The organism is Jiangella gansuensis DSM 44835 (genome assembly GCF_000515395.1).
Classification (GTDB): domain Bacteria; phylum Actinomycetota; class Actinomycetes; order Jiangellales; family Jiangellaceae; genus Jiangella; species Jiangella gansuensis.
In genome coordinates, this window is the sequence record NZ_KI911782.1 from 4,073,275 (window position 1) to 4,093,046 (window position 19,772).

At 72.1% G+C, this 19,772-nt stretch carries 18 protein-coding genes; 8 read left to right on the forward strand and 10 right to left on the reverse strand.

What is annotated here, in order from left to right; genetic code table 11:
* Nucleotides 1-49 precede the first annotated feature (49 nt).
* Complete coding sequence (locus JIAGA_RS30895; RefSeq protein ID WP_084469801.1) at nt 50-2,116, reverse strand: NAD+ synthase; 2,067 nt, start codon at nt 2,114-2,116, stop codon at nt 50-52.
* 68 nt (nt 2,117-2,184) lie between these two features.
* On the opposite strand from JIAGA_RS30895, the gene JIAGA_RS35355 reads away from it, so the two are divergent.
* From JIAGA_RS35355 to JIAGA_RS0119145, 5 genes are all read left to right on the forward strand, one after another.
* Nucleotides 2,185-3,522 (forward strand): glutamine synthetase family protein, encoded by a 1,338-nt coding sequence (locus tag JIAGA_RS35355; RefSeq protein WP_026876906.1) that lies wholly within the window; start codon nt 2,185-2,187, stop codon nt 3,520-3,522.
* Nucleotides 3,519-4,238, forward strand: a complete 720-nt coding sequence (locus JIAGA_RS35360; protein WP_035812717.1) for a type 1 glutamine amidotransferase — start codon at nt 3,519-3,521, stop codon at nt 4,236-4,238. Before JIAGA_RS35355 ends, JIAGA_RS35360 begins: the two co-directional genes overlap by 4 nt.
* A 103-nt stretch (nt 4,239-4,341) precedes the next feature.
* Nucleotides 4,342-4,767, forward strand: a complete 426-nt coding sequence (gene crcB / locus JIAGA_RS0119135; protein ID WP_084469802.1) for a fluoride efflux transporter CrcB — start codon at nt 4,342-4,344, stop codon at nt 4,765-4,767.
* Nucleotides 4,764-5,114, forward strand: a complete 351-nt coding sequence (crcB, locus tag JIAGA_RS0119140; protein ID WP_026876908.1) for a fluoride efflux transporter CrcB — start codon at nt 4,764-4,766, stop codon at nt 5,112-5,114. Before crcB (JIAGA_RS0119135) ends, crcB (JIAGA_RS0119140) begins: the two co-directional genes overlap by 4 nt.
* A 112-nt stretch (nt 5,115-5,226) precedes the next feature.
* Entirely contained in the window at nt 5,227-8,238 is a 3,012-nt protein-coding gene (locus tag JIAGA_RS0119145) for a bifunctional [glutamine synthetase] adenylyltransferase/[glutamine synthetase]-adenylyl-L-tyrosine phosphorylase (protein ID WP_026876909.1), read from the forward strand.
* A gap of 45 nt (nt 8,239-8,283) precedes the next feature.
* Here the strand turns inward: JIAGA_RS0119145 and JIAGA_RS0119150 are convergent, their stop codons facing one another.
* The 3 genes from JIAGA_RS0119150 to glnA form a co-directional block, all read right to left on the reverse strand.
* Nucleotides 8,284-9,225 carry a hypothetical protein gene (locus JIAGA_RS0119150; RefSeq protein WP_026876910.1) on the reverse strand — a complete coding sequence of 314 codons (942 nt, stop codon included), beginning with the start codon at nt 9,223-9,225 and terminating at the stop codon, nt 8,284-8,286.
* Nucleotides 9,226-9,248: 23 nt separating this feature from the next.
* Entirely contained in the window at nt 9,249-9,776 is a 528-nt protein-coding gene (locus tag JIAGA_RS0119155; protein ID WP_157553327.1) for a hypothetical protein, read from the reverse strand.
* A gap of 399 nt (nt 9,777-10,175) precedes the next feature.
* The gene (glnA, locus tag JIAGA_RS0119160) at nt 10,176-11,600 is read right to left on the reverse strand and encodes a type I glutamate--ammonia ligase (protein WP_026876912.1); all 1,425 of its coding nucleotides are present in this window, start codon (nt 11,598-11,600) and stop codon (nt 10,176-10,178) included.
* A gap of 268 nt (nt 11,601-11,868) precedes the next feature.
* Between glnA and JIAGA_RS0119165 the strand changes: the two genes are divergently transcribed.
* A complete protein-coding gene (locus JIAGA_RS0119165) occupies nt 11,869-12,288 on the forward strand; it encodes an RDD family protein (protein ID WP_026876913.1) in 420 nt (139 codons plus the stop codon).
* 185 nt (nt 12,289-12,473) lie between these two features.
* Here JIAGA_RS0119165 and JIAGA_RS0119170 read toward each other — a convergent pair whose 3' ends face one another.
* Nucleotides 12,474-13,175, reverse strand: coding sequence for a DUF4191 domain-containing protein (locus JIAGA_RS0119170; RefSeq protein WP_026876914.1), 702 nt, complete (start codon nt 13,173-13,175; stop codon nt 12,474-12,476).
* Nucleotides 13,176-13,561: 386 nt separating this feature from the next.
* On the opposite strand from JIAGA_RS0119170, the gene JIAGA_RS0119175 reads away from it, so the two are divergent.
* Nucleotides 13,562-13,957, forward strand: a complete 396-nt coding sequence (locus tag JIAGA_RS0119175; RefSeq protein WP_026876915.1) for a hypothetical protein — start codon at nt 13,562-13,564, stop codon at nt 13,955-13,957.
* A gap of 23 nt (nt 13,958-13,980) precedes the next feature.
* Here the strand turns inward: JIAGA_RS0119175 and JIAGA_RS0119180 are convergent, their stop codons facing one another.
* From JIAGA_RS0119180 to JIAGA_RS0119200, 5 genes are all read right to left on the reverse strand, one after another.
* The gene (locus tag JIAGA_RS0119180; RefSeq protein ID WP_157553329.1) at nt 13,981-14,730 is read right to left on the reverse strand and encodes a hypothetical protein; all 750 of its coding nucleotides are present in this window, start codon (nt 14,728-14,730) and stop codon (nt 13,981-13,983) included.
* A gap of 67 nt (nt 14,731-14,797) precedes the next feature.
* Nucleotides 14,798-15,727 carry a lipoyl synthase gene (gene lipA, locus JIAGA_RS0119185; RefSeq protein ID WP_026876917.1) on the reverse strand — a complete coding sequence of 310 codons (930 nt, stop codon included), beginning with the start codon at nt 15,725-15,727 and terminating at the stop codon, nt 14,798-14,800.
* A gap of 9 nt (nt 15,728-15,736) precedes the next feature.
* The gene (lipB, locus tag JIAGA_RS0119190) at nt 15,737-16,426 is read right to left on the reverse strand and encodes a lipoyl(octanoyl) transferase LipB (protein ID WP_051426696.1); all 690 of its coding nucleotides are present in this window, start codon (nt 16,424-16,426) and stop codon (nt 15,737-15,739) included.
* A 60-nt stretch (nt 16,427-16,486) separates the two neighbouring features.
* A complete protein-coding gene (locus JIAGA_RS0119195; protein WP_026876919.1) occupies nt 16,487-17,203 on the reverse strand; it encodes a Type 1 glutamine amidotransferase-like domain-containing protein in 717 nt (238 codons plus the stop codon).
* On the reverse strand, nt 17,200-17,721 hold the full coding sequence (locus tag JIAGA_RS0119200; RefSeq protein ID WP_051426272.1) for a DedA family protein: 522 nt from the start codon (nt 17,719-17,721) through the stop codon (nt 17,200-17,202). The genes JIAGA_RS0119195 and JIAGA_RS0119200 overlap by 4 nt, the downstream gene beginning before the upstream one ends.
* 71 nt (nt 17,722-17,792) lie before the next feature.
* Between JIAGA_RS0119200 and JIAGA_RS0119205 the strand changes: the two genes are divergently transcribed.
* Nucleotides 17,793-19,748 (forward strand): protein kinase domain-containing protein, encoded by a 1,956-nt coding sequence (locus JIAGA_RS0119205; RefSeq protein ID WP_026876921.1) that lies wholly within the window; start codon nt 17,793-17,795, stop codon nt 19,746-19,748.
* Nucleotides 19,749-19,772: the final 24 nt, after the last annotated feature.

Below are 19,772 nucleotides of genomic sequence, written 5' to 3' on the forward strand. Positions count from 1 at the left end.
GATTCCGCGGTTACTCCAAGATCAACGGGAGGGCGGGCTGCTGCTCGGCCTAGCCCGGTGGGGGAGGCGGTGGCTGCTCCACTCCGCTGGGCTGGGGCTGTGCCGATGGCCGCTGTGCCGGGGGCTCCTGTGCCGACGGCTGCACTGCCGGGGATGTCGGCGCGGTCTCGTCGTCCGGCCGGCCGCCCGGCGCGGACTGCTCGCGAGCGGTCGGTTCGGGGCGCTCCTGCGGCGGCGCCTCGGCGCCCGACGGGGCCGGCCCTCCCGCCGCGCCGGAATCCGCCGGCGTCGCAGCCACAGCGGAACCGGAGCCCGTCGCGTCGGTGGCGGGCGGCGGGGTCCCCGACTGGCTCTCCCGCCAGGCGTTGGTGATGGGGACCCGCCGGTCGCGACCGAAGTTGCGCATCGTGATCTTCGGGCCGGGCGGGTACTGGCGGCGCTTGTACTCGGCGGCGTCGACCATCCGCAGCACCTTCGTGACCACCTCGGGGTCGAACCCGGCCGTCTGGAGCTCGGTCGCGCCGCGGTCCTGCTCGAGGTGCTGGAAGAGGATGTCGTCGAGCAGGGCGTAGTCGGGCAGGGAGTCCGAGTCGAGCTGACCGGGCCGCAGCTCCGCGCTCGGCGGCTTGTCGATGGAGCCCTGCGGGATGGGCGGAGTCTCGCCGCGCTCGGCCGCGGCGGCGTTGCGCCAGCGGGCCAGCTCCCAGGTGAGGGTCTTGGGGAGGTCCTTGATCGGGGCGTAGCCGCCGACCGCGTCGCCGTAGATGGTGGAGTAGCCGACGGCCAGCTCGGTCTTGTTGCCGGTGGCCAGCACCAGGTGGCCCTCCTGGTTGGACAGCCCCATGAGGATCATGCCGCGCACCCGGGCCTGCAGGTTCTCCTCGGCCAGCCCGGTGAGCGAGACGTTGTCCAGGAAGGCACGCACCATCGGCGCGATCGGGATGGTCCGGTACTGCAGGCCGGTGCGCTCGGCGAGGTCACGCGCGTCGGACTTGGAGTGCTCGGACGAGTAGTCGCTTGGCATGGAGACGCCGTGCACGTTCGCCGCACCCAGGGCGTCGACGGCGATGGCCGCCGCCAGCGCCGAGTCGATGCCGCCGGACAGCCCCAGCACGACGGACGAGAACCCGTTCTTGCGCACGTAGTCGCGCAGCCCGGTGACGATGGCCGCGTATACCTCGGCGGGATCGGAGAGGCGCGGTGCGATGGCGCCGGGCTCGGGGGTGTAGGACGGCAACGGCGCCGTGGTCAGGGTGGTGCGGTGGATGGCGAACCCGGCGATGCGCTCGTGCGTCACCCCCCACGGCGGCGGGGCCGGGGCGACGGCGTCGGGCAACTGGACGTCGACGACCAGGCAGCCCTCCTCGAACTGCGGCGCCCGGGCGAGCAGTTCGCCGTCGGGGGCGACGATGAGGGAGTCGCCGTCGTAGACCAGTTCGTCCTGGCCGCCGACCATGTTGACGTAGGCAAGCGTGGCGTGGGCGTCCGCGGCGCGGCGGCGGGCCAGCTCGAGCCGGCTGTCGTCCTTGTTGCGCTCGTACGGCGAGCCGTTGATCACGAGCAGCAGCCCGGCCTGGGCTTCCCGCGCGACCGAGACCGGCCCGCCGTCCTGCCAGATGTCCTCACAGACCGCCAGGGCGATGTCGGCGCCGTGCAGCCGGAACACCCCGAGGTGGTCGCCGGGCACGAAGTACCTGAACTCGTCGAACACGCCGTAGTTGGGCAGGTGGTGCTTGGCCTGCCTGGCCACGACGCGCCCGCCGTAGAGGACGGCGACGGCGTTCTGCGGCGACCCTTTCGGCCGGCCCAGCTGCTGGACGCCTGCCGTGGCGTCGTCCCTACCCAGGTATCCGACGACGACGGCCGTGGCGCCGAGGCCCTCGGAGTCGAGCCGGACGGCGAGCTTCTCCAACGCCGCACGGGAGGCGTCCACGAACGACGCCCGCAGCGCGAGGTCCTCGACGGGATAGCCGGTGAGCATCATCTCCGGGAACGCGACGAGGTGGGCGTGCTGACCGGCGGCGTGCGCCGTCATGCGGACCACCTGGTCGGCGTTGGCTTCGAGCGCGCCGACCGTGGGGTTCACCTGAGCGAGCGCGATTCTGATCTGCGGCACGCCTCCGAGCCTAGGCCACAGGTCCGTCCAGCTACCTGTTCGTCACATTGGTGAGGCAGACTGGCGCCGTGGAGAAGCAGCAACAGTTCGTCCTCAGGTCGCTGGAAGAGCGCGACATCCGTTTCGTGCGGCTCTGGTTCACCGACGTGCTCGGGTTCCTCAAGTCCGTGGCGGTGGCACCGGCCGAGCTGGAGAACGCGTTCTCCGAGGGCATCGGCTTCGACGGCTCGTCCATCGAGGGGTTCGCCCGCGTCTACGAGGCGGACATGCTGGCCAAGCCCGATCCGTCGACGTTCCAGGTGTTGCCCTGGCGCGGTGGCACGAACGGCACGGCCCGGATGTTCTGCGACATCCTCATGCCCGACGGCTCCCCGTCCTACGCCGACCCGCGGCACGTCCTCAAACGCGCACTGAGCCGGGCGGCCGAGCAGGGGTTCACCTTCTACACCCACCCCGAGGTCGAGTTCTTCGTCTTCAAGAACCAGCCCACCAGCGGCGAGGTGCCCATCCCCGTCGACGCCAGCGGGTTCTTCGACCACACTGCGCACGGCATCGCGCAGGACTTCCGCCGCGACACCATCACCATGCTCGAGGACATGGGCATCTCCGTCGAGTTCAGCCACCACGAGGGCGCGCCCGGTCAGCAGGAGATCGACCTGCGCTACGCCGACGCGCTGGCCACGGCCGACAACCTCATGACGTTCCGCGCGGTCGTGCGCGAGGTGGCGCTGTCGCAGGACCTGTACGCGTCGTTCATGCCCAAGCCGTTCACCGAATGGCCGGGGTCGGGCATGCACACGCACGTGTCGCTGTTCGAGGGCGACCGCAATGTCTTCCACGAGCCGGGCGCGGAGTTCCAGCTGTCCAAGGTGGCGCGCTCGTTCATCGCCGGTCTGCTGCGGCACGCGCCGGAGATCACCGCCGTCACCAACCAGTGGGTCAATTCCTACAAGCGGCTGCGCGGTGGCGGCGAGGCACCGGCGTACGTCTGCTGGGGGCACAACAACCGATCCGCGCTGGTGCGGGTGCCGATGTACAAGCCGGACAAGGGCCAGTCGGCCCGGGTGGAGTTCCGGTCGCTGGACTCCGCCTGCAACCCGTATCTCGCGTACGCCGTCATCCTCGCCGCCGGCCTGAAGGGCATCGAGGAAGGCTACGAGCTGCCGCCGGGCGCGGAGGACGACGTCTGGGCGCTCACCGACCGCGAGCGCCGCGCCATGGGCATCGACCCGCTGCCGGCGTCGCTGGACGAGGCCATCGAGGCGATGGAGAACTCCGAGCTGGTGGCCGAGACTCTCGGCGAGCACGTCTTCGAGTTCTTCCTGCGCAACAAGCGTGCGGAGTGGAACGAGTACAGCCTGCAGGTCACCGCGTTCGAGCGGGCCAAGATGCTCCCGGTGATGTGAGCACCCGCCCACCGCTGATCGACGTCGTCGAGCACGAGCCGGGCTGTCCGCTGGACCGCTTCGGCCCGTGGCTCGCCGACGCGGGTGCGCCGGTGCGGGTCGTGCGGCCGTACGCCGGCGACGCCGTCCCGTCCGAGCCGGGCGCCGGGCTGATCGTCCTCGGCGGGCAGATGTCCGCCTACGACGACGGCGCCGCGCCCTGGCTGCCCGCGGTCCGGTCGTTGCTGGCCGCGTCCGTCGAGGCGGGGGCGCCGACGCTCGGCATCTGCCTGGGGGCCCAGCTGCTGGCGGTGGCGCTGGGCGGTGCGGTCGATGTCGGCGCCGCACCGGGCCGCGAGTCCGGCGTCGTCGACGTGGTGTGGCGCGCCGAGGCCGACGACGACCCGCTGGTCCGCGGGCTCCGGGCACCGTTCCCCGGGCCGAGCATGCACGCCGACGCCGTCGCCGTCCTGCCGCCCGGCGCGGTGTGGCTGGCGTCGTCGGCGATGTACCCGCACCAGGCGTTCCGGGTCGGGCCGGCGGCGTGGGGCGTGCAGTTCCACCCGGAGGTGTCGCTTCCGACGTTCACCGGCTGGGCGGAAGCATTGTCCGACGTCCACACCGAGACGGTGACGGCCGAGCTGGCCGCCCGCGACTCCGAGGTCGCCGCTGCCGGGCAGGCCCTGGCGGCCCGGTTCGCCTCGTTGGTCGTGCGTTCCGGGCTTCGCGCCGGGTAGCATCGGCGGCGATGGCGGTGGGGCTCGCCGACACCCGCCGTGGCCTGTTCCGGGCCCGGCCAACAGTCCCTACCTCGGTTTCGTCGACGGTAGGGAGGACTCCGTGTCCAGGCTGAGGCGCCAGGCTCCGGTGCTGGTGGTGATCGCCGCCGGGGGAGCCGCCGGGTCGCTGGCCCGTTACGCGGTCAGTGACTGGCAAGCCGAGCCGCCGGGCTGGCCGTGGGCGACACTGCTGGTCAACGTCACCGGGTGCTTCTTCGTCGGCGTGCTGATGACGGTGCTGGCCCTGCTCAGCGCACCGCACCGGCTGCTGCGTCCCTTCCTGGGCATCGGCGTGCTCGGGGGATACACGACCTTCTCCACGTACGCCGTCGACATCCAGGCCATGCTGGTGGACGGGCGGTACGCCGCCGCGCTGCTGTACTTGGGGCTGACGCCGGTGACGGCGCTGCTGGCGGTGTGGCTCGGTTCGGCCGGCACCCGGGAAGCGCTGTCGCGGTGGAACCGCGGCCCGGAGGGCGCTGGATGACCCTGCTGCTGGTGGCGGTCGGGGCGGCCGTCGGCGCCCCGCTGCGGTATGTCGTCGACCGGCTCGTGCAGGCACGGCTGGGCAGCCGGTTCCCATGGGGGACGCTGCTGGTCAACGTGGCCGGGTCGTTCGTCCTCGGCGTGGTGCTGGGCTCCACCGCCGGCGACGGGGTCCGCTCGCTCGTGGGCATGGGGTTCAGCGGCGCGCTGACCACGTACAGCACGTTCAGCTACGAGACGCTGCGCCTGACCGAGGACGGTGCGTGGCGGCGGGCCGCGGCCAACGTCTGCCTCAGCGTCGGCGCCGGCCTGGCCGCCGCGGCCCTGGGGTGGGTTGTGGCGGCATGATTCTCGCCGCCGCGCCGTGACGCTAACCCTGACCTGGGGCAACAGCCGGCACATCGAGGCGTGCGGCGGACGCCGGGACGGGCAGGTGACGGCGACCGGTAGATTCTGCTCCATGTCGGTGAACCGGACCGAGGGACGCGTCGCAGGGTTGGCCAAGGCCGGGTTCGCCGACACGGTCGCCGCCCAGCGGGAGCTGGACGGGCCACTGCTCGCCACGCTCACGGCCGAGTCCGACCTGGTCGCGGCGCTGGCCGCCACGCCGGATCCGGACCTGGGGTTGCGCGGGCTGAGCCGCCTGCTGGAGGCACTGCCATCAGGGCCGGACCGCGACCGGCTCCTGGCGGAGTTGTCCGCCGACACCCCGCACCGGCGGCGGTTGCTGGCCGTTCTGGCGTTCAGCTCGGCCCTTGCCGACCATCTGTGCCGGCATCCGGGGCATTGGCTCGACCTCGGTGAGCTCGACCCGGCGGCGCGGCCGGATGCGGCCGGCCTGCGCCGCACCATGCTGGCCGCCGTCGGAGCCGATCCTGACGTCGCCGAGCCGGTCGCCACGGGCGGCCACCAGGAGCTGCTCGACGCACTGCGCGCGGCGTACCGCCGGCACGTGATGGCGCTGGCGGCGCTCGACCTCGCCGACGGCGTGGACGTGGCCGCGGTGGCCGCAGAGCTGGCCGACCTGGCCGGCGCCACGCTCGAGGCTGCTCTGGCGATCGCCCGCTCCGAGCTTCCGCCGTCGGCGCCGCCGTGCCGGCTGGCGGTCATCGCCATGGGTAAGGCCGGCGGCCGGGAGCTCAACTACGCCTCCGACGTCGACGTCGTGTTCGTGGGCGAACCGCCCGCCGAGGCCACCGACGACACCGGGTGGCTCACCACGGCGACTTCCCTGGCCACCGCCACCATGCGGGCCTGCTCGGACTACACCACCGAGGGGACCATCTGGCCGGTCGACGCGGCGCTGCGGCCGGAGGGCAAGGCCGGCCCGCTGGTGCGCACCATCGCCAGCCATGTCGCTTATTACCAGGACTGGGCCAAGACCTGGGAGTTCCAGGCGTTGCTCAAGGCGCGGCCGGTGGCCGGCGACTACGAGCTGGGCGCCGCCTACGTCGATGCCCTCATGCCGATGGTGTGGAACGCCGCCGGCCGCGACGGGTTCGTCGACGACGTGCACGCGATGCGCCGGCGGGTCGAGGACCACATCCGGCCGGCCGAGGCGGATCGCCAGCTGAAGCTCGGCCCCGGCGGCCTTCGCGACGTCGAGTTCGCCGTTCAGCTGCTGCAGCTGGTGCACGGCCGCGCCGACGCCGGCCTGCGTGACGCCAACACCCTGGACGCGCTGGCCGCGCTGACCCGGGGCGGCTACGTCGGCCGCGACGACGGCGCCGTGCTCGACGCCGCGTACCGGTTCCTGCGCACCTTCGAGCACCGCATCCAGCTGCGCGGGCTGCGCCGCACCCACGTCGTCCCCGAGTCCGACGAGCAGCTGCGCGTGCTGGCCCGGTCGCTGGCCATGAAGCAGCCGGCGGAGCTCGTGGACGTCTGGCACCAGCAGGCCCGCGAGGTGCGCCGGCTGCACGAGAAGCTGTTCTACCGGCCGCTGCTGTCGGCGGTGGCGCGGCTGCCCGGCGACGAGGTCCGGCTCAGCCCGGAGGCGGCGCTGACCCGCCTCAAAGCGCTGGGCTACGCCGACCCGGCCGGTGCGCTGCGGCACCTCGAGGCGCTCACCACGGGGGTGTCGCGGCGGGCGGCCATCCAGCGCACCCTGCTGCCGGTGTTGCTGGGCTGGTTCGCCGACGCACCCCTGCCTGACACCGGGCTGGCTGGGTTCCGCAAGGTCAGCGACGCGCTGGGCACCTCACCCTGGTACCTGCGGCTGTTGCGCGACGACGGCGCCGCGGCCGAGCGGATGGCACGGGTGCTGGCGTCCGGGCGGTACGCCGTCGAGCTGCTGCTGCGGGCACCGGAAGCGGTGGCCATGCTCGGCGACGACGCGGAGCTGCGGCCACGCTCACGGGAGGCACTCGAGAAGGAGGTCCTGGCCGGGGTGCAGCGGCACGACGACCCGGTCGACGCCATCGGTGTCGTCCGGGCGATGCGCCGGCGCGAGCTGTTCCGGGTCACCGTCGCCGACCTCGCCACCGACGCATCCATCGAAACGGTGGGGGAGGCGTTGACAGCCATCGCCGAAGCGACGCTGTCCGGTGCGCTGGCCGCCGCCGTCCGCGCCGTCGAGGCCGCCCGTGGTGCGCCGCTGCCCACCCGCATCGGCGTGGTCGCGATGGGACGCCTCGGCGGCCGCGAGATGGGCTACGCGTCCGACGCCGACGTGCTCTACGTGCACACCCCCTACCCGGACGAGGACGAGTCGGAAGCCGCCAACGCCGCGCTCGCTGTCGCGAACGAGATGACCCGGCTGCTGTCGCTGCCCTCGCCGGAGCCGAGCCTCACCGTCGACACCGCGCTGCGCCCGGAGGGCCGGCAGGGGCCGCTGGTGCGCACGCTGGCGTCGTACGCGGCGTACTACGAGCGCTGGGGCGAGGTGTGGGAGCGGCAGGCGCTGCTCCGGGCAGCGCCGTGCTGCGGCGATGTGGAGCTGCTACGCCGCTTCGAGGCGCTGATCGACCCGCTGCGCTGGCCCACCGGTGGGCTCACCGACGCGCAGGTCCGTGAGGTGCGGCGAGTCAAAGCACGGGTGGAGTCCGAACGGCTGCCCCGCGGCGCCGACCCGTCCATGCATCTCAAGCTCGGCCCCGGTGGGTTGGCCGACGTCGAGTGGTGCGCACAGCTGCTGCAGTTGCGGCACGCCTCGACGGTGCCGCGGCTGCGCACCACGTCCACGCCGGGAGCGTTGGACGCGGCCACGGCGGCTGGGCTGCTGGCGCCAGAAGACCGGACGATGCTGCTGGAGGCGTGGCGGCATGCCGCGGCCATCCGTAACGCGACCGTGTTGGTGACCGGGCGGCCGTCGGACATGCTGCCCAAGGACCCGACGACACTCGCGGCGGTGTCGCGGGTCCTCGGGTACGCGGCCGGGACCAGCACCGTCTTCGTCGACGACTACCACCGGGCGGCTCGGCAGGCTCGCGCCGTCGTCGAGCGCATCTTCTACGACGACGCCCGCTCCTGACCGCTGGGCGGCGCCGCAACGGCCGGGGCGGGCGTCGCGCGGAGGCTACTCGACGATCGCCTGGATCTCGCCGACCGGCACCGGCGTGGACTGCCAGGGGCCGACGAGCTGTGTCGGCAAGCCGTCCAGCTCGAGCGGAGCGCCGTCGTTCTCGAACCGGACCGAGTAGACCAGCCGGGCCTGCGCCTCGTAGGCGGGTTGGCCTTCGACCTGCTGGGCGCCGTCCACCGACGCCTTCGCGTATGCGTAGATGCACGCATCGGACCGGCTGGTCACCCAGGCGCAGGTGAACGAGCCGCTGCCGTCGCCGGGGTTCACCTCGATGTGGTCCGGCGTGGCGATGGCCACGACTCCGAACGCGGAACTGCCGGTGATCTCGTCGTTGCCGACGCCCTCGGCCCACCACCACGTGTCGAGGTTGACGAACGTGCGCTGCGGCGGGTTGAAGGCCAGCGTGAAGTCGGGCGCGACGAGCAGGCCGTAGGCCGTCATGGCCTGCTCCTCCAGCGGCGGCTCGGCCGGTTGGTCATCGGACCAGTAGTAGAGGTCGTAGGTGCTGCCGTCCGGGTTCAGGCACCGGTAGTAGACGGCGTAGGAGTCCGGCGACGGCTTCGGCACGCCTTCCAGCTCCGGCGGGTCCTGGATGGCGGCCGGGTCGTTGATCCAGCACGGGTTGGCGCCGTCACAGAAGTCGTTGAAGAGATCGACGTACTCGCAGGTCGGCTGGTTGCTGCCGTCGTCGTCTCCACCGCCGCCCTCGTCGCCGCCGGAATCGTCGCCCGGGCAGTGCGTGATGGTGATGATGTTGCCGTTGTCGTCGACGTACGACTCCGTCCAGCCCGGCGGGACAGTGCAGTCGGCGCGAGCCTGCGGCGCGGACTGCGTCTCTGCGGTGTCCTGCGCGGTGTCGTTCACGTCCGGGGCCGGCGCGGCCTGGGCGCTGCTGCCCACCAACAGGGCGAGGACGACCCCGGAGAGAGCCGCCACCAGCCGAGACGTTCGACCGGAGATCAACATGTCAGCTGTGCCTCCGCTACCGGAATGCGGGCGACGATGACCCAGCCGTCGCCGTCACGCTCGAGCCGCACGCCGATCGGGCCGGGCTCGATCTCCAGCGGCGGTTGGGTCTGCTCCTGCACGACGACGCCCCAGGGACGCTGGTCGACGCACGCCTCCGCGGTGGCCTCGTCGCCGTCGACGGTGACCTGGACCTCGCCGATCTCGGGCTCGCCGATGCGCTGCTGCTGTTCGTCGACCATGTTCTGGACACGAGCCAGCTGTTCCTCGACGACGCCGCCGGTGGCGATGCCGTCGAACAGGGCCGGATTCGGATCGGGACCGTTCTCCGACGTGATGACGGCATCCCAGTAGTCGGCGTAGACCTGCTCGACGGCCGCGGCGTCGTCACCGGAGGTGGGCTCAGCGGTCGGTGGGGCCGTGGTCTCCAGACCGGCCGGCTCGTCCGCGTCGCTCGAACAACCGGCGAGAGCCACGGTCAGCGCCGCGGCGACGATCACCCCGACTCTCAACTGCGACAAGCCCCTTGCCTCTCAGTTTCGATGACTTTCATCGTCCCGTGCCCGGGCGCAGCCTACCTCGGGAGCCGAGAGCCACGCCAACGCATCGCCGCGGTCGCGGCGCATCAACGCCGCTGCCTGCTCTGGGCGTCCCATCTCCTGGAGGACCTCGTTGAGTTCTCGCAGGATGGCTCCTCCGTGGGCGCAGCGTCGAGCGAGCTCGTGCGCTGCTCGAGCGCTTCCTGGAGATAGCTCGCTGCTTGGGGCTTCCGAAGAGGCCCCACTCGACGACGACACGGAGAACGTCGCATCGTCCGGCGAGACCGACCGTTCATCGATGCCACTGGTCGCCAGGTGCACGAAAGTGGCCCTTGCCGTGCGCTTCCTCAGGACAAGGGCCACGTGCCGTTTGAGCGAGGATCAGATGTCGAAGTAGAGCTCGAACTCGTGCGGGTGCGGGCGCAGCCGGATCGGGTCGATCTCGTTGGTGCGCTTCCAGTCGATCCAGGTCTCGACCAGGTCGTCGGTGAAGACGCCGCCCTCGAGCAGGTAGTCGTGGTCGGTCTCGAGCGCGTCGAGTGCCTCACCGAGCGACGCCGGCACCGTGCCGATGTTGGCGTGCTCCTCGGGGGGCAGCTCGTACAGGTCCTTGTCGACCGGCTCCGGCGGCTCGATCTTGTTGCGGATGCCGTCGACGCCGGCCATCAGCATCGCCGAGAACGCCAGGTAGGGGTTGCTCGACGGATCGGGCACCCGGAACTCGACGCGCTTGGCCTTCGGCGAGGCGCCGGTGACGGGGATGCGGATCGCAGCGGAACGGTTGCGCTGCGAGTAGACGAGGTTGACCGGTGCCTCGAAGCCGGGCACCAGACGGTGGTAGGAGTTCACCGTCGGGTTGGTCCAGGCCAGCAGCGACGGCGCGTGCTTGATCAGGCCGCCGATGTACCAGCGAGCCATGTCGGACAGGCCGCCGTAACCCAGCTCGTCGTAGAACAGCGGGTCGCCGTTCTTCCACAGCGACTGGTGGCAGTGCATGCCCGAGCCGTTGTCGCCGAACAGCGGCTTCGGCATGAAGGTGGCCGTCTTGCCGGCCTCCCAGGCGACGTTCTTGACGATGTACTTGAACAGCATCAGCCGGTCGCCGGCGTGCTGCAGGGTGTCGAACTTGTAGTTGATCTCGGCCTGGCCGGCGGTGCCGACCTCGTGGTGGGCGCGCTCGATCTCGAGCCCGACACCGGTCAGCGCCTTGACCATGTCGTCGCGCAGGTCGGCGTAGTGGTCGACCGGCGGGACCGGGAAGTATCCGCCCTTGTAGCGCGTCTTGTAGCCGCGGTTGCCGCCCTCCTCGACGCGCCCGGTGTTCCAGGCACCCTCGATGGAGTCGATGTAGTAGTAGCCGGCGTTCTGCTTGGTCTCGAAGCGGACGTCGTCGAACACGTAGAACTCCGCCTCGGGGCCGAAGTACACGGTGTCGGCGATGCCGGAGCTGGCCAGGTACGCCTCGGCCTTCGCGGCGATGTTGCGGGGGTCACGGCTGTAGGGCTCACCGGTGAACGGGTCGACGATCGAGAAGTTCAGCGCGAGGGTCTTGGCCTTGCGGAACGGGTCGACGAATGCCGTCGCCGGGTCGGCGATCAGCTTCATGTCGGACTCGTGGATGGCCTGGAAACCGCGGATCGAGGAGCCGTCGAACATCAGGCCCTCGGCGATCGCGTCCGCGTCGAACGCGCTCACCGGCACGTTGAAGTGCTGCATGACCCCTGGCAGGTCGCAGAACCGGACGTCGACGAACTCGACGCCCTCGTCCTTGACGAACTTGAGTAGCTCGTCCGGGTTGGTGAACATCCGCATCTCCATTCGCACCTGGCGCGGCGCAGTCCGGAATCGTCGACGGTCGGCGTTGACCGCATTGCCCTCGTGACCCGGACGCTAGGGTCTGGCAATTTCCCTACGGTATCTCGTGTGTTTCACCAGTGTTACGTCGGTGCTCAGGCGCCGAGTGTGTGGGCCGGAGCGCGCACGGCCGCCGGCGCGGCTGCCCGGGAGGCCGTCGGCCCGGAAGATCTTCGGCCCGGGACGCCGTCGGCCCGGGCGCAGGCTCTAGGCTCGAGGGGTGAGCTCGAACCAACCGCCGGCCACCGAGGCGACGCTTCCCTCGCAGGGCCCCGGGTCGCCCGCCAGCTGGCCGCGGCGCATCGCGGCACTGCTGCTGGACTGGCTGGCCGGCAATCTGCTGGCGTTCGTCGTCACCGGTGGTGCCGACGTGTGGGACGCCACCAGCGGCCTGGTGTGGATGCCGCTCATCTGCTGGTACGTGCTGGTGGTGGTGTCGACGGCGGTGGCCGGCGGCAGCCTCGGGCAGCTCATGGTGAAACTGCGGGTGGCGCACCTCGGCGGCCGGCGCATCAGCGTGTTCGTCGCCGCGGTGCGCACGCTGATGATCGCCCTGGTGATTCCGCCGCTGGTGTTCACCCATGACGGCCGCGGCCTGCACGATCTGGCGTCGAACACCGCGGTGGTCAACGCCGCCTAGCGCGGCCCCCTCGCCCCGGCCGGAAATGATCACGTCCACCATGGGTCAGTTCGCTTCACCAGGCAAGCATCCCCGGTGCGGCGGGAGTACGCATGGTGGACGTGATCATTTCCGGCCGGGCGGCGGGGTCGGACCGGACGGGCCGGGCGGGTCGGACCGGACGGGCGGGACGGGACCGAGGCGGCTCAGCGGCCAGGTAGCTGGGTGCCCTTGGGCAGCCGCGCGCCCTTGGGCAGCGGGCCCTTCGGGACGCCGATGGGCTGGATGCTCAGCGCTCGCAGCCGCGCCCGCAGCTCGGTGACCTCGGCCGGGCGGATGTTCTTGGGCAGCTTGCCCAGTTTGCGCGTGAGCTGGGGGAGCGGCACCTGGCCCTCCTCGCGGCCCACCGTGATCTCGACCACGGGCATCTCTGGCGCGACCCGGCTGTGCCGCTTCTTCTCCTGCGCCAGCAGGTTGGCGACCCGGTTGGCCGACGTGCCCTCGCCGATGAGCACGATGCCGGGGCGGCCGACCGCACGGTGGACGACGTCCTGGTGACGGTTGGCGCCCACCATCGGGGTGACGTCCCAGCCGCGGCGCAGCGTGCCGAGCGCGGCCGCGGCGGCGCCGGGCTGGCCCTCGATCTGCGAGTACGCGGCCCGCTCGGCCCGGCGCCCGAAGACGATGGCGGCGGCGAGCAGCGCGATGGGCAGGCCGACGACGATCCACAGCCACAGTGGCCCGAGCAGCAGGCCGACCACGACGGCCAGTGCGATGACGCCGAGCAGGATGCCGAGCGTGATCCAGCCGATCCAGCGGTCGGACCTGCGGGCCATGCGGTAGGTCTGCTTGATCTGCGCGATGCGCCCGGACTTCTCGGCAGACTCCTGCTCGTCGTTGCGTGCCATGAGGAGAAGAGTACTTCCTGGTGTGCCGCGGGTTCGACCGGCCGCCTCGGCCGTGGTACGCCCGCGCGTCGCGCCGTTGATCTTGGAGTTGTGCGGGAAACCCGGCCCGGAATGTCCGATGGATGCCCGAAGAACTCCAAGATCAACGAGGCGGGGGCTCGGCTAGACTCGGGACGTGAGCAGCGGTGGCGGAACGTCCCTCGACGCGGCCGCCGGCCGGCTTCCGCGGGAGATGCTGCTCGCTCGTGCGTAGGCCCGCCTCGGTGACGCGGTGGCGCCGCTCAGCAACGCCTCGGGGCGTCCGCTGGTCCGCACCGTCCGGCTCATCCTCGACCCGCTTGTGTTGCGGCCCGCGCAGAACCCCCGGCTCGGGCCTCGTCACCGAGGTGACCGCGAGGCTGCCACCGGAAGGCGCCTGCGTCGGCGCGGAATGGCCGTACCGGGTCTTCGAGGACGGCGCGGAGTCGGCCGCGGCGACGGCGGGTCTGGCCAGCGGGCATGTCGTCGTCCAGAGCACGGCGGGACCGAATGGCGACGACCGGCTCCTCACCGTCGTAGACGTCGAGTCCGGCGAGGTCACCGCGACCGTCGACGCCGCAGGCGGCTTCCACGCCGCGATCACCGCGCCGTCCGGGCAGCTGGTGATCCTGGCCGAGGCGCGGTGGCGCGGCCCGTTCGGCACCTGGGGCGGGCCGTCGCCGACCGACATCGTCGTCATCGTCGGCGCGGACGGCACGGCCCGCGAGCTCATGGTGGCGGAGAAGGACTGGTTCGGGACCTGACGCGGCGCTCAGCCTCCACCGGGTCACGGACCGTCTCGACGCGCCAGGTCGCGGCGTCGTCGTCGGGCAGCAGGATTCGCCACGAGCTGGTGGCCGCGCCGCGGAGGAGGTAGCCGCCGTCCGCCTCCGGGCCGAACAGCTCCGTGGCCGGCAGCACCCGGCGAGAGGATCCGTAGCGATCCCACCGCCTTGATGGCGGCGGGGTCGTGCCGTACCCCGTCCAGCCAGTCGCCGAAGGCCGAATGCAGGCGGACCGCCTGGGCGTCGGTGACCCGGACGTCGATGGCGATCTCGGCTGGGGCGGTTCCTTCGTCAGCCTCCAACCGCAGCCGAGACGGGAACGTTTCGACCAGGACACCGTCGCGGCGCACCTCGTCGTACAGCTCGCGCAGGTATCGCGGATGGTCGTGCCGGCGGCGGAGGTAGTGCACAGGCGCCCAGACCAGCAGCACGGCGCCTACTGCGAGCAGCAGGGACCACGGCGGCCACATCGACAGCAGCTCGAACACCGTCGCCACCGGCTCATCGACGTGCTCGCGATCGATCGGCGTCCGCGCCGTCTGATACGGCCGGAGGTACAGGCCCACGCCGATCGACCACGCCGCGAACAGCAGCAACATCAGCGGCCAGGCCAGGTACGCGCCGCGCTGCGGCACCAGCCGGGCGAACGTCTCGAAGTCGCTCAGGTCGGGTGCCTGCCGGCGCCGCGGCGGCCGGGTGGTCGACGCCGCGGCGCGCCACCCCGTTGATCTTGGAGTTCTGGAGGAATCCATCGGACATTTCGGGCCGCGATTCCGCGGTTACTCCAAGATCAACGGGGAAGTGGCCCTAGCTCTGGGGTCAGCGGGTGGTGCGGGCCTCCATGGCCTGGCGGTACAGCCGACCGGCGCGGTACGACGAGCGCACCAGCGGCCCGGACATGACGCCGACGAACCCGATCTCCTCGGCCTCGGCCTGGAGTTCGACGAACTCCTCGGGCTTGACCCACCGCTCGATCGGGTGGTGGCGCACCGACGGGCGCAGGTACTGCGTGATGGTGATCAGGTCGCAGCCGGCCTCGTGCAGATCGGTGAGGGCCTGCGAGATCTCGTCGCGGGTCTCGCCCATGCCGAGGATCAGGTTCGACTTGGTGATCATGCCGGCGGCTCGTGCCATGGTGAGCACGTCGAGCGAACGCTCGTACCGGAACGCCGGCCGGATGCGCTTGAAGATGCGCGGCACGGTCTCCACGTTGTGCGCGAACACCTGCGGCTGGGCGTCGAACACCTGCTGCAGGAGGTCGGCCTTGCCGGAAAAGTCCGGCGTCAGGATCTCGACCCCGGTGGTGGGGTTGATGCGGCGGATCTCGCGGACGGTCTCGGCGTACAGCCAGGCGCCCTCGTCGGGGAGGTCGTCGCGGGTGACGCCGGTGACGGTGGCGTAGCGCAGGCCCATCGCCTGGACGGACTCGGCGACCCGGCGCGGCTCGTCGCGGTCGAGGTCGTCGGGCTTGCCGGTGTCGATGAGGCAGAAGTCGCAGCGCCGGGTGCAGTGGTCGCCGCCGATGAGGAACGTCGCCTCGCGGTCTTCCCAGCACTCGAAGATGTTGGGGCAGCCCGCCTCCTGGCAGACCGTGTGCAGGCCCTCGCGTTTGACCAGTGACTGCAGCTCCCGGTACTCGGGCCCCATGGTGGCCTTCGTCTTGATCCAGGACGGCTTCTTCTCGATGGGCGTCTCGGCGTTGCGTACCTCGAGGCGCAGCAGCCGACGTCCCTCCGGTGCGACAGTCACCCTGCCACCCTACGCGTGCGGAGGCGGCGCGAGCACGTCGTCGAGGTGACGTTCGACATACGGCAGCACCTCGGCGACGGTGACCTGTCGGCCGGTCTCCTGCGACAGCGTGGTGGTGGCCGCGTCGGAGATGCCGCACGGGACGATGCGGTCGAACCAGCCGAGGTCGTTGTCGCAGTTGAGCGAGAACCCGTGCATGGTGACGCCCTTGGCGACCCGCAGGCCGACGGCGCCGATCTTGCGGTCGGGGCTGCCGTCGCCGGGTTGGATCCACACCCCGCTGCGCCCGTCGCGGTCGACGCGGACGCCGTCGACGCCGAACTCGCGGCACACGTCGATCATGACCTGCTCGACCCGGCGGACGTAGGCGACGACGTCGTACGGCTCCGGCAGCGCGATGATCGGGTACCCCACGATCTGGCCCGGCCCGTGCCAGGTGATCTTGCCGCCACGGTCGACGTCGATGACCGGTGCGCCGGCGTCGAGCAGCGGCCGATCCTCCGGCGCGGTGCGCTTGCCGGCGGTGTACACGGCCGCGTGCTGCAGCAGCATGACGGTGTCGGGTTCGTCGCCCGCCACCCGAGCGGCGTGCAGGCGCCGTTGCTCGGCCCAGGCCTCTTCGTACGGCACCAGGTCTTCGTACCGGACCAGGCGCAGACCGCCGGGTGTCCGGGTGAACTGCCGATGACTCGTCTCCACGCCGATCACGCACACCAGCCTACGCCCGCCGCACGGCCCGCGCCGGAGCCGGCCTCGGCCTCAGAGCCGCTCGGCGCTCAGCGCGGTCTCCACGGCGTGCCCGCCGGCGGCCTCGACCCGGTACGCGTACGCGCCGTCGGTCTCGGCGTAGGCGCCCAGCAGGTCGGTGCCCTGGTAGAGCAGCCCGACGCCGTTGTCGGTGGCGTACGACGTGGGCAGCGTGCCGGCGGCGACGAGTTCGTGCAGCATGGGCCGCCGCTCGGCCTCGGAGTCGTAGTGCACGCCGTTGCCGTACGGCAGCAGCCCGAGGCCGTCGGTGACCGGGCGCAGCCGGGGCCCGAACGAGTCGGTGGTGCCGCCGGCGTGCCAGCAGATCGAGCCGGCCGACACCCCGGCGAGCACGACGCCGGCGTCCCACGCCTCGCGCATCACCTCGTCGAGGCCGTGGAGGCGCCACATCGCCAGCAGCCCGGCAACGGAGCCTCCGCCCACCCACACCACGTCCTGCTCCAGCACGTGCTTGCGCAGGTCGTCGACGTTCGGCATCGGGAACAGCGAGAGATGCGACACGTCCACCGACCAGCCGGCGAACGCCGCGTAGATCATCTGGACGTAGCCGACGGCGTCGCCGGACGCCGTCGGGACGAAGCACAGCTTCGGCCGCTCCGCGCCGGTCAACCGCAGCGCGAGCCGGGCCAGTCCGGCCGGGACGCTGTTGCCGCGGGCGTCGCGGGTGAAGCCGCCGCTGGTGGCGAGGATCGTCGGCGGACGGGTCATCGGGTCTCCTTCTCGTCGCTGGCCTGACGGGTACGGCGCCGGCGCACCACGGCGACCACGGCGGCGGCCGCGACCACCACCGCGGCCAGCGTCATGGCCGTGGCCCACGGTGAGCCGGACGTGAGCCGCAGCGCGCCCCAGACGACCCCCAGGCCTCCGACCGTCCAGATCACCGCCCACAGTGCGGACCCGACCAGCATGGCGACGAGATAGCGCCCGAACGGCATCCGGGTGCCACCGGCCACGGCGTTGACGGCGGTCTGGACGCCGACGGTCAGGAACGACAACGTGACCGCCACCGGTCCGTACCGGCCTACGACGTTCTCGGCCCGGGCCAGCCGGTCGTGGCCGATCCGCTCGCCCCAGCGCGAGCGGGCGATGCCGGTGCCGGCCGCGCGGCCTATCCAGTACGTGGCCTGGGCTCGCACGACGACGATGCCGAACATCACGGCGATGCCGATCCACAGCGGCAGACCGAACGGGCTCTGCGGGGCGGCAAGCGGCGTGACCCCGTCCATGGGCGGCATCGTAGCCACCTCGTATGGCGGCCGATGAGGCATCCTGGCCCGAGGTTTGAAACGATGGCCCGATGCAGGGTCACGAGGCTCCCGCGGGATTCACCGTCACCCGCCGGCTGGGCTCCGACGCGTCGGACATGGTTCTCGCCCGCGAGGACGCGACGGGCCGGCAGGTGACCCTTCGCCTCATCGGTCAGATCGGCGCGCAGGTGCGCGACCGGCTGCGGATGGCGGCTCACGCGCTGCGCTCCGTCGACCACCCGCACGTGATCCCGTTCCACGACGTCGTCGACGGCCCGGCCGGCGCGGTGGTGGTGCTCGGCGCTGCCGAGGGCGGCAGCCTCGCCGGCATCATCGGCGCCCGCGGTGTGCTGCCGGCGGGCGAGGTCGTGACGGCGTGTGCGCCCGTGGCCGACGGCCTCACCGAGCTGCACCGCCGCGGCCTGATCCACGGCGACCTCACGCTCGACGACATCGTCTTCAGCCTCGACGGACGGCCCATGGTCGCCGGGGTGGGCCTGGTCCAGGCCGGCGTGCCGCTGCGCGGCGGTCAGTACGCCCGGCCGGTCCCGCCGGAGGTCCAGGCCGGCCAGCCGCCCGGCCCGCCCGCCGACGTCCACGGCCTGGTCACCGCGGCCGTCGTAGCCCTGACTGGCTATCTGCCGGCCGCCGGGCTGTCGCTGCCCGGTGTCGCGCCCGCCGCCCAGGCGCTGCTGGCCAGCGCGCTCGAGCCGCAGCCGCACCGGCGTCCCACGGCGTCGGCCGTCGGCAATGCGTTCTTCGCCATCTCCGACCCCGCGCCGGTCGAGCTGGTGCTCGAGGAGGGGCACGCCACGACGGGGTCGCTGCGGCCGGTCGTCGACGCCCCGGCCGAGGACGACGACATCGCGGCGTTCATGCGCCGTTCCACCTCCACCGGCCGCCGGGCCCGCCGGCGCGCTGCCGAGCCAGAGGGCCCCGGCGCGGCCGGTGCCGGGGGAGCGGCGGGCGCGGCTGGTGCCGGGGGAGCGGCCGGCGCGGCTGGAGCCGCGGGGGCGGCCGGCGGGGGCGGTGCTTCGGACGAAGGCGTGAGTCCCACCGCGCCGACCCGCCCGATCCGTACCCCACGACGGGGCCGCCGGGCCCGTCCCGACGACCAGACCCCGCCCGGCGTGGCCGCCGAGCCGACGTCGTCCGCCGAATCGACACCGCTTGCCGGGCCTGATCCGGCCGCGACGCCGGAGCCCGGCGCGGGCTCGCCGGCGGACCAACCGGCCGAGCGCCGTCGTGGCCGCCGCCAGGGCGGAGCAGGCGCGGCTGGTGCGGGTGCGGCTGCGGCGGGTGCGCCCGGACCGGGCGATGGCGGCGGCAGCGGTTCCGGTGCCCCCGCACCGTCCGCGCGCGAACCCCGTCGTGGCCGCCGCGACACCGCGGATGAGCCCGAACCTGCCGAGGGCGGCCGCAACCGGCGCGTCGACGGCATCTGGATCGCCAGCGCCCTGGTGGTGTTGTTGCTGGTCGCCGGGGCCGTGCTGGTGGGCATGCGCGTCTTCGGCGAGGACAGCCCGACCGAAGGCCCCGGCACCGGCTCGACCCCGACGGACACCGAAGCCTCGACGGACCTGTGCGGAGGCCCGCAGCCGGCGCCCACGGCGGCGCCGCCCGCGGTGACCGACTGGACCCAGGAAGTACAGCGGCTCTATTCGCTGCGTGCCCAGGCGTTCGAAGACGGCGAAGCCGAGCTGTTGTGCCAGGTGCATGCGCCCACCAATCCGGTCCTCGCCGAGGACGCCGAGCTGCTGCAGGAGTACGCCGACGCCGGCGTCCACACCGAGGGCCTGGCGTTCGAGGTGGTCAACGCCGAGCTCGTGAGCCAGGACGGCGGCCGGGCGACCGTCCTCATCACCCAGCGCATCCCCGACTACCGGCTGGTCGACGACGACGGCGACGTGGAGCAGGAGATCGACGGCACCGGGGACGAGACGTGGGAGGCCGAGCTGGTCGCGGTGGCCAACGAGGACGGCACGGCATCCTGGCGCTTCGGCTGACCGCCCCCACAAATGATCACGTTC

What these genes read in the sequence shown, in the direction of transcription:
- JIAGA_RS0119145 (WP_026876909.1), top strand. Translation starts at nt 5,227, where the DNA reads ATGTCGGTGAACCGGACCGAGGGACGCGTCGCAGGGTTGGCCAAGGCC.
- glnA (WP_026876912.1), bottom strand. Translation starts at nt 11,600, where the DNA reads ATGTTCACCAACCCGGACGAGCTACTCAAGTTCGTCAAGGACGAGGGC.
- JIAGA_RS0119180 (WP_157553329.1), bottom strand. Translation starts at nt 14,730, where the DNA reads ATGGATTCCTCCAGAACTCCAAGATCAACGGGGTGGCGCGCCGCGGCG.
- JIAGA_RS0119170 (WP_026876914.1), bottom strand. Translation starts at nt 13,175, where the DNA reads ATGGCACGCAACGACGAGCAGGAGTCTGCCGAGAAGTCCGGGCGCATC.
- JIAGA_RS0119205 (WP_026876921.1), top strand. Translation starts at nt 17,793, where the DNA reads ATGCAGGGTCACGAGGCTCCCGCGGGATTCACCGTCACCCGCCGGCTG.
- crcB (WP_026876908.1), top strand. Translation starts at nt 4,764, where the DNA reads ATGACCCTGCTGCTGGTGGCGGTCGGGGCGGCCGTCGGCGCCCCGCTG.
- JIAGA_RS0119200 (WP_051426272.1), bottom strand. Translation starts at nt 17,721, where the DNA reads ATGGACGGGGTCACGCCGCTTGCCGCCCCGCAGAGCCCGTTCGGTCTG.
- JIAGA_RS0119195 (WP_026876919.1), bottom strand. Translation starts at nt 17,203, where the DNA reads ATGACCCGTCCGCCGACGATCCTCGCCACCAGCGGCGGCTTCACCCGC.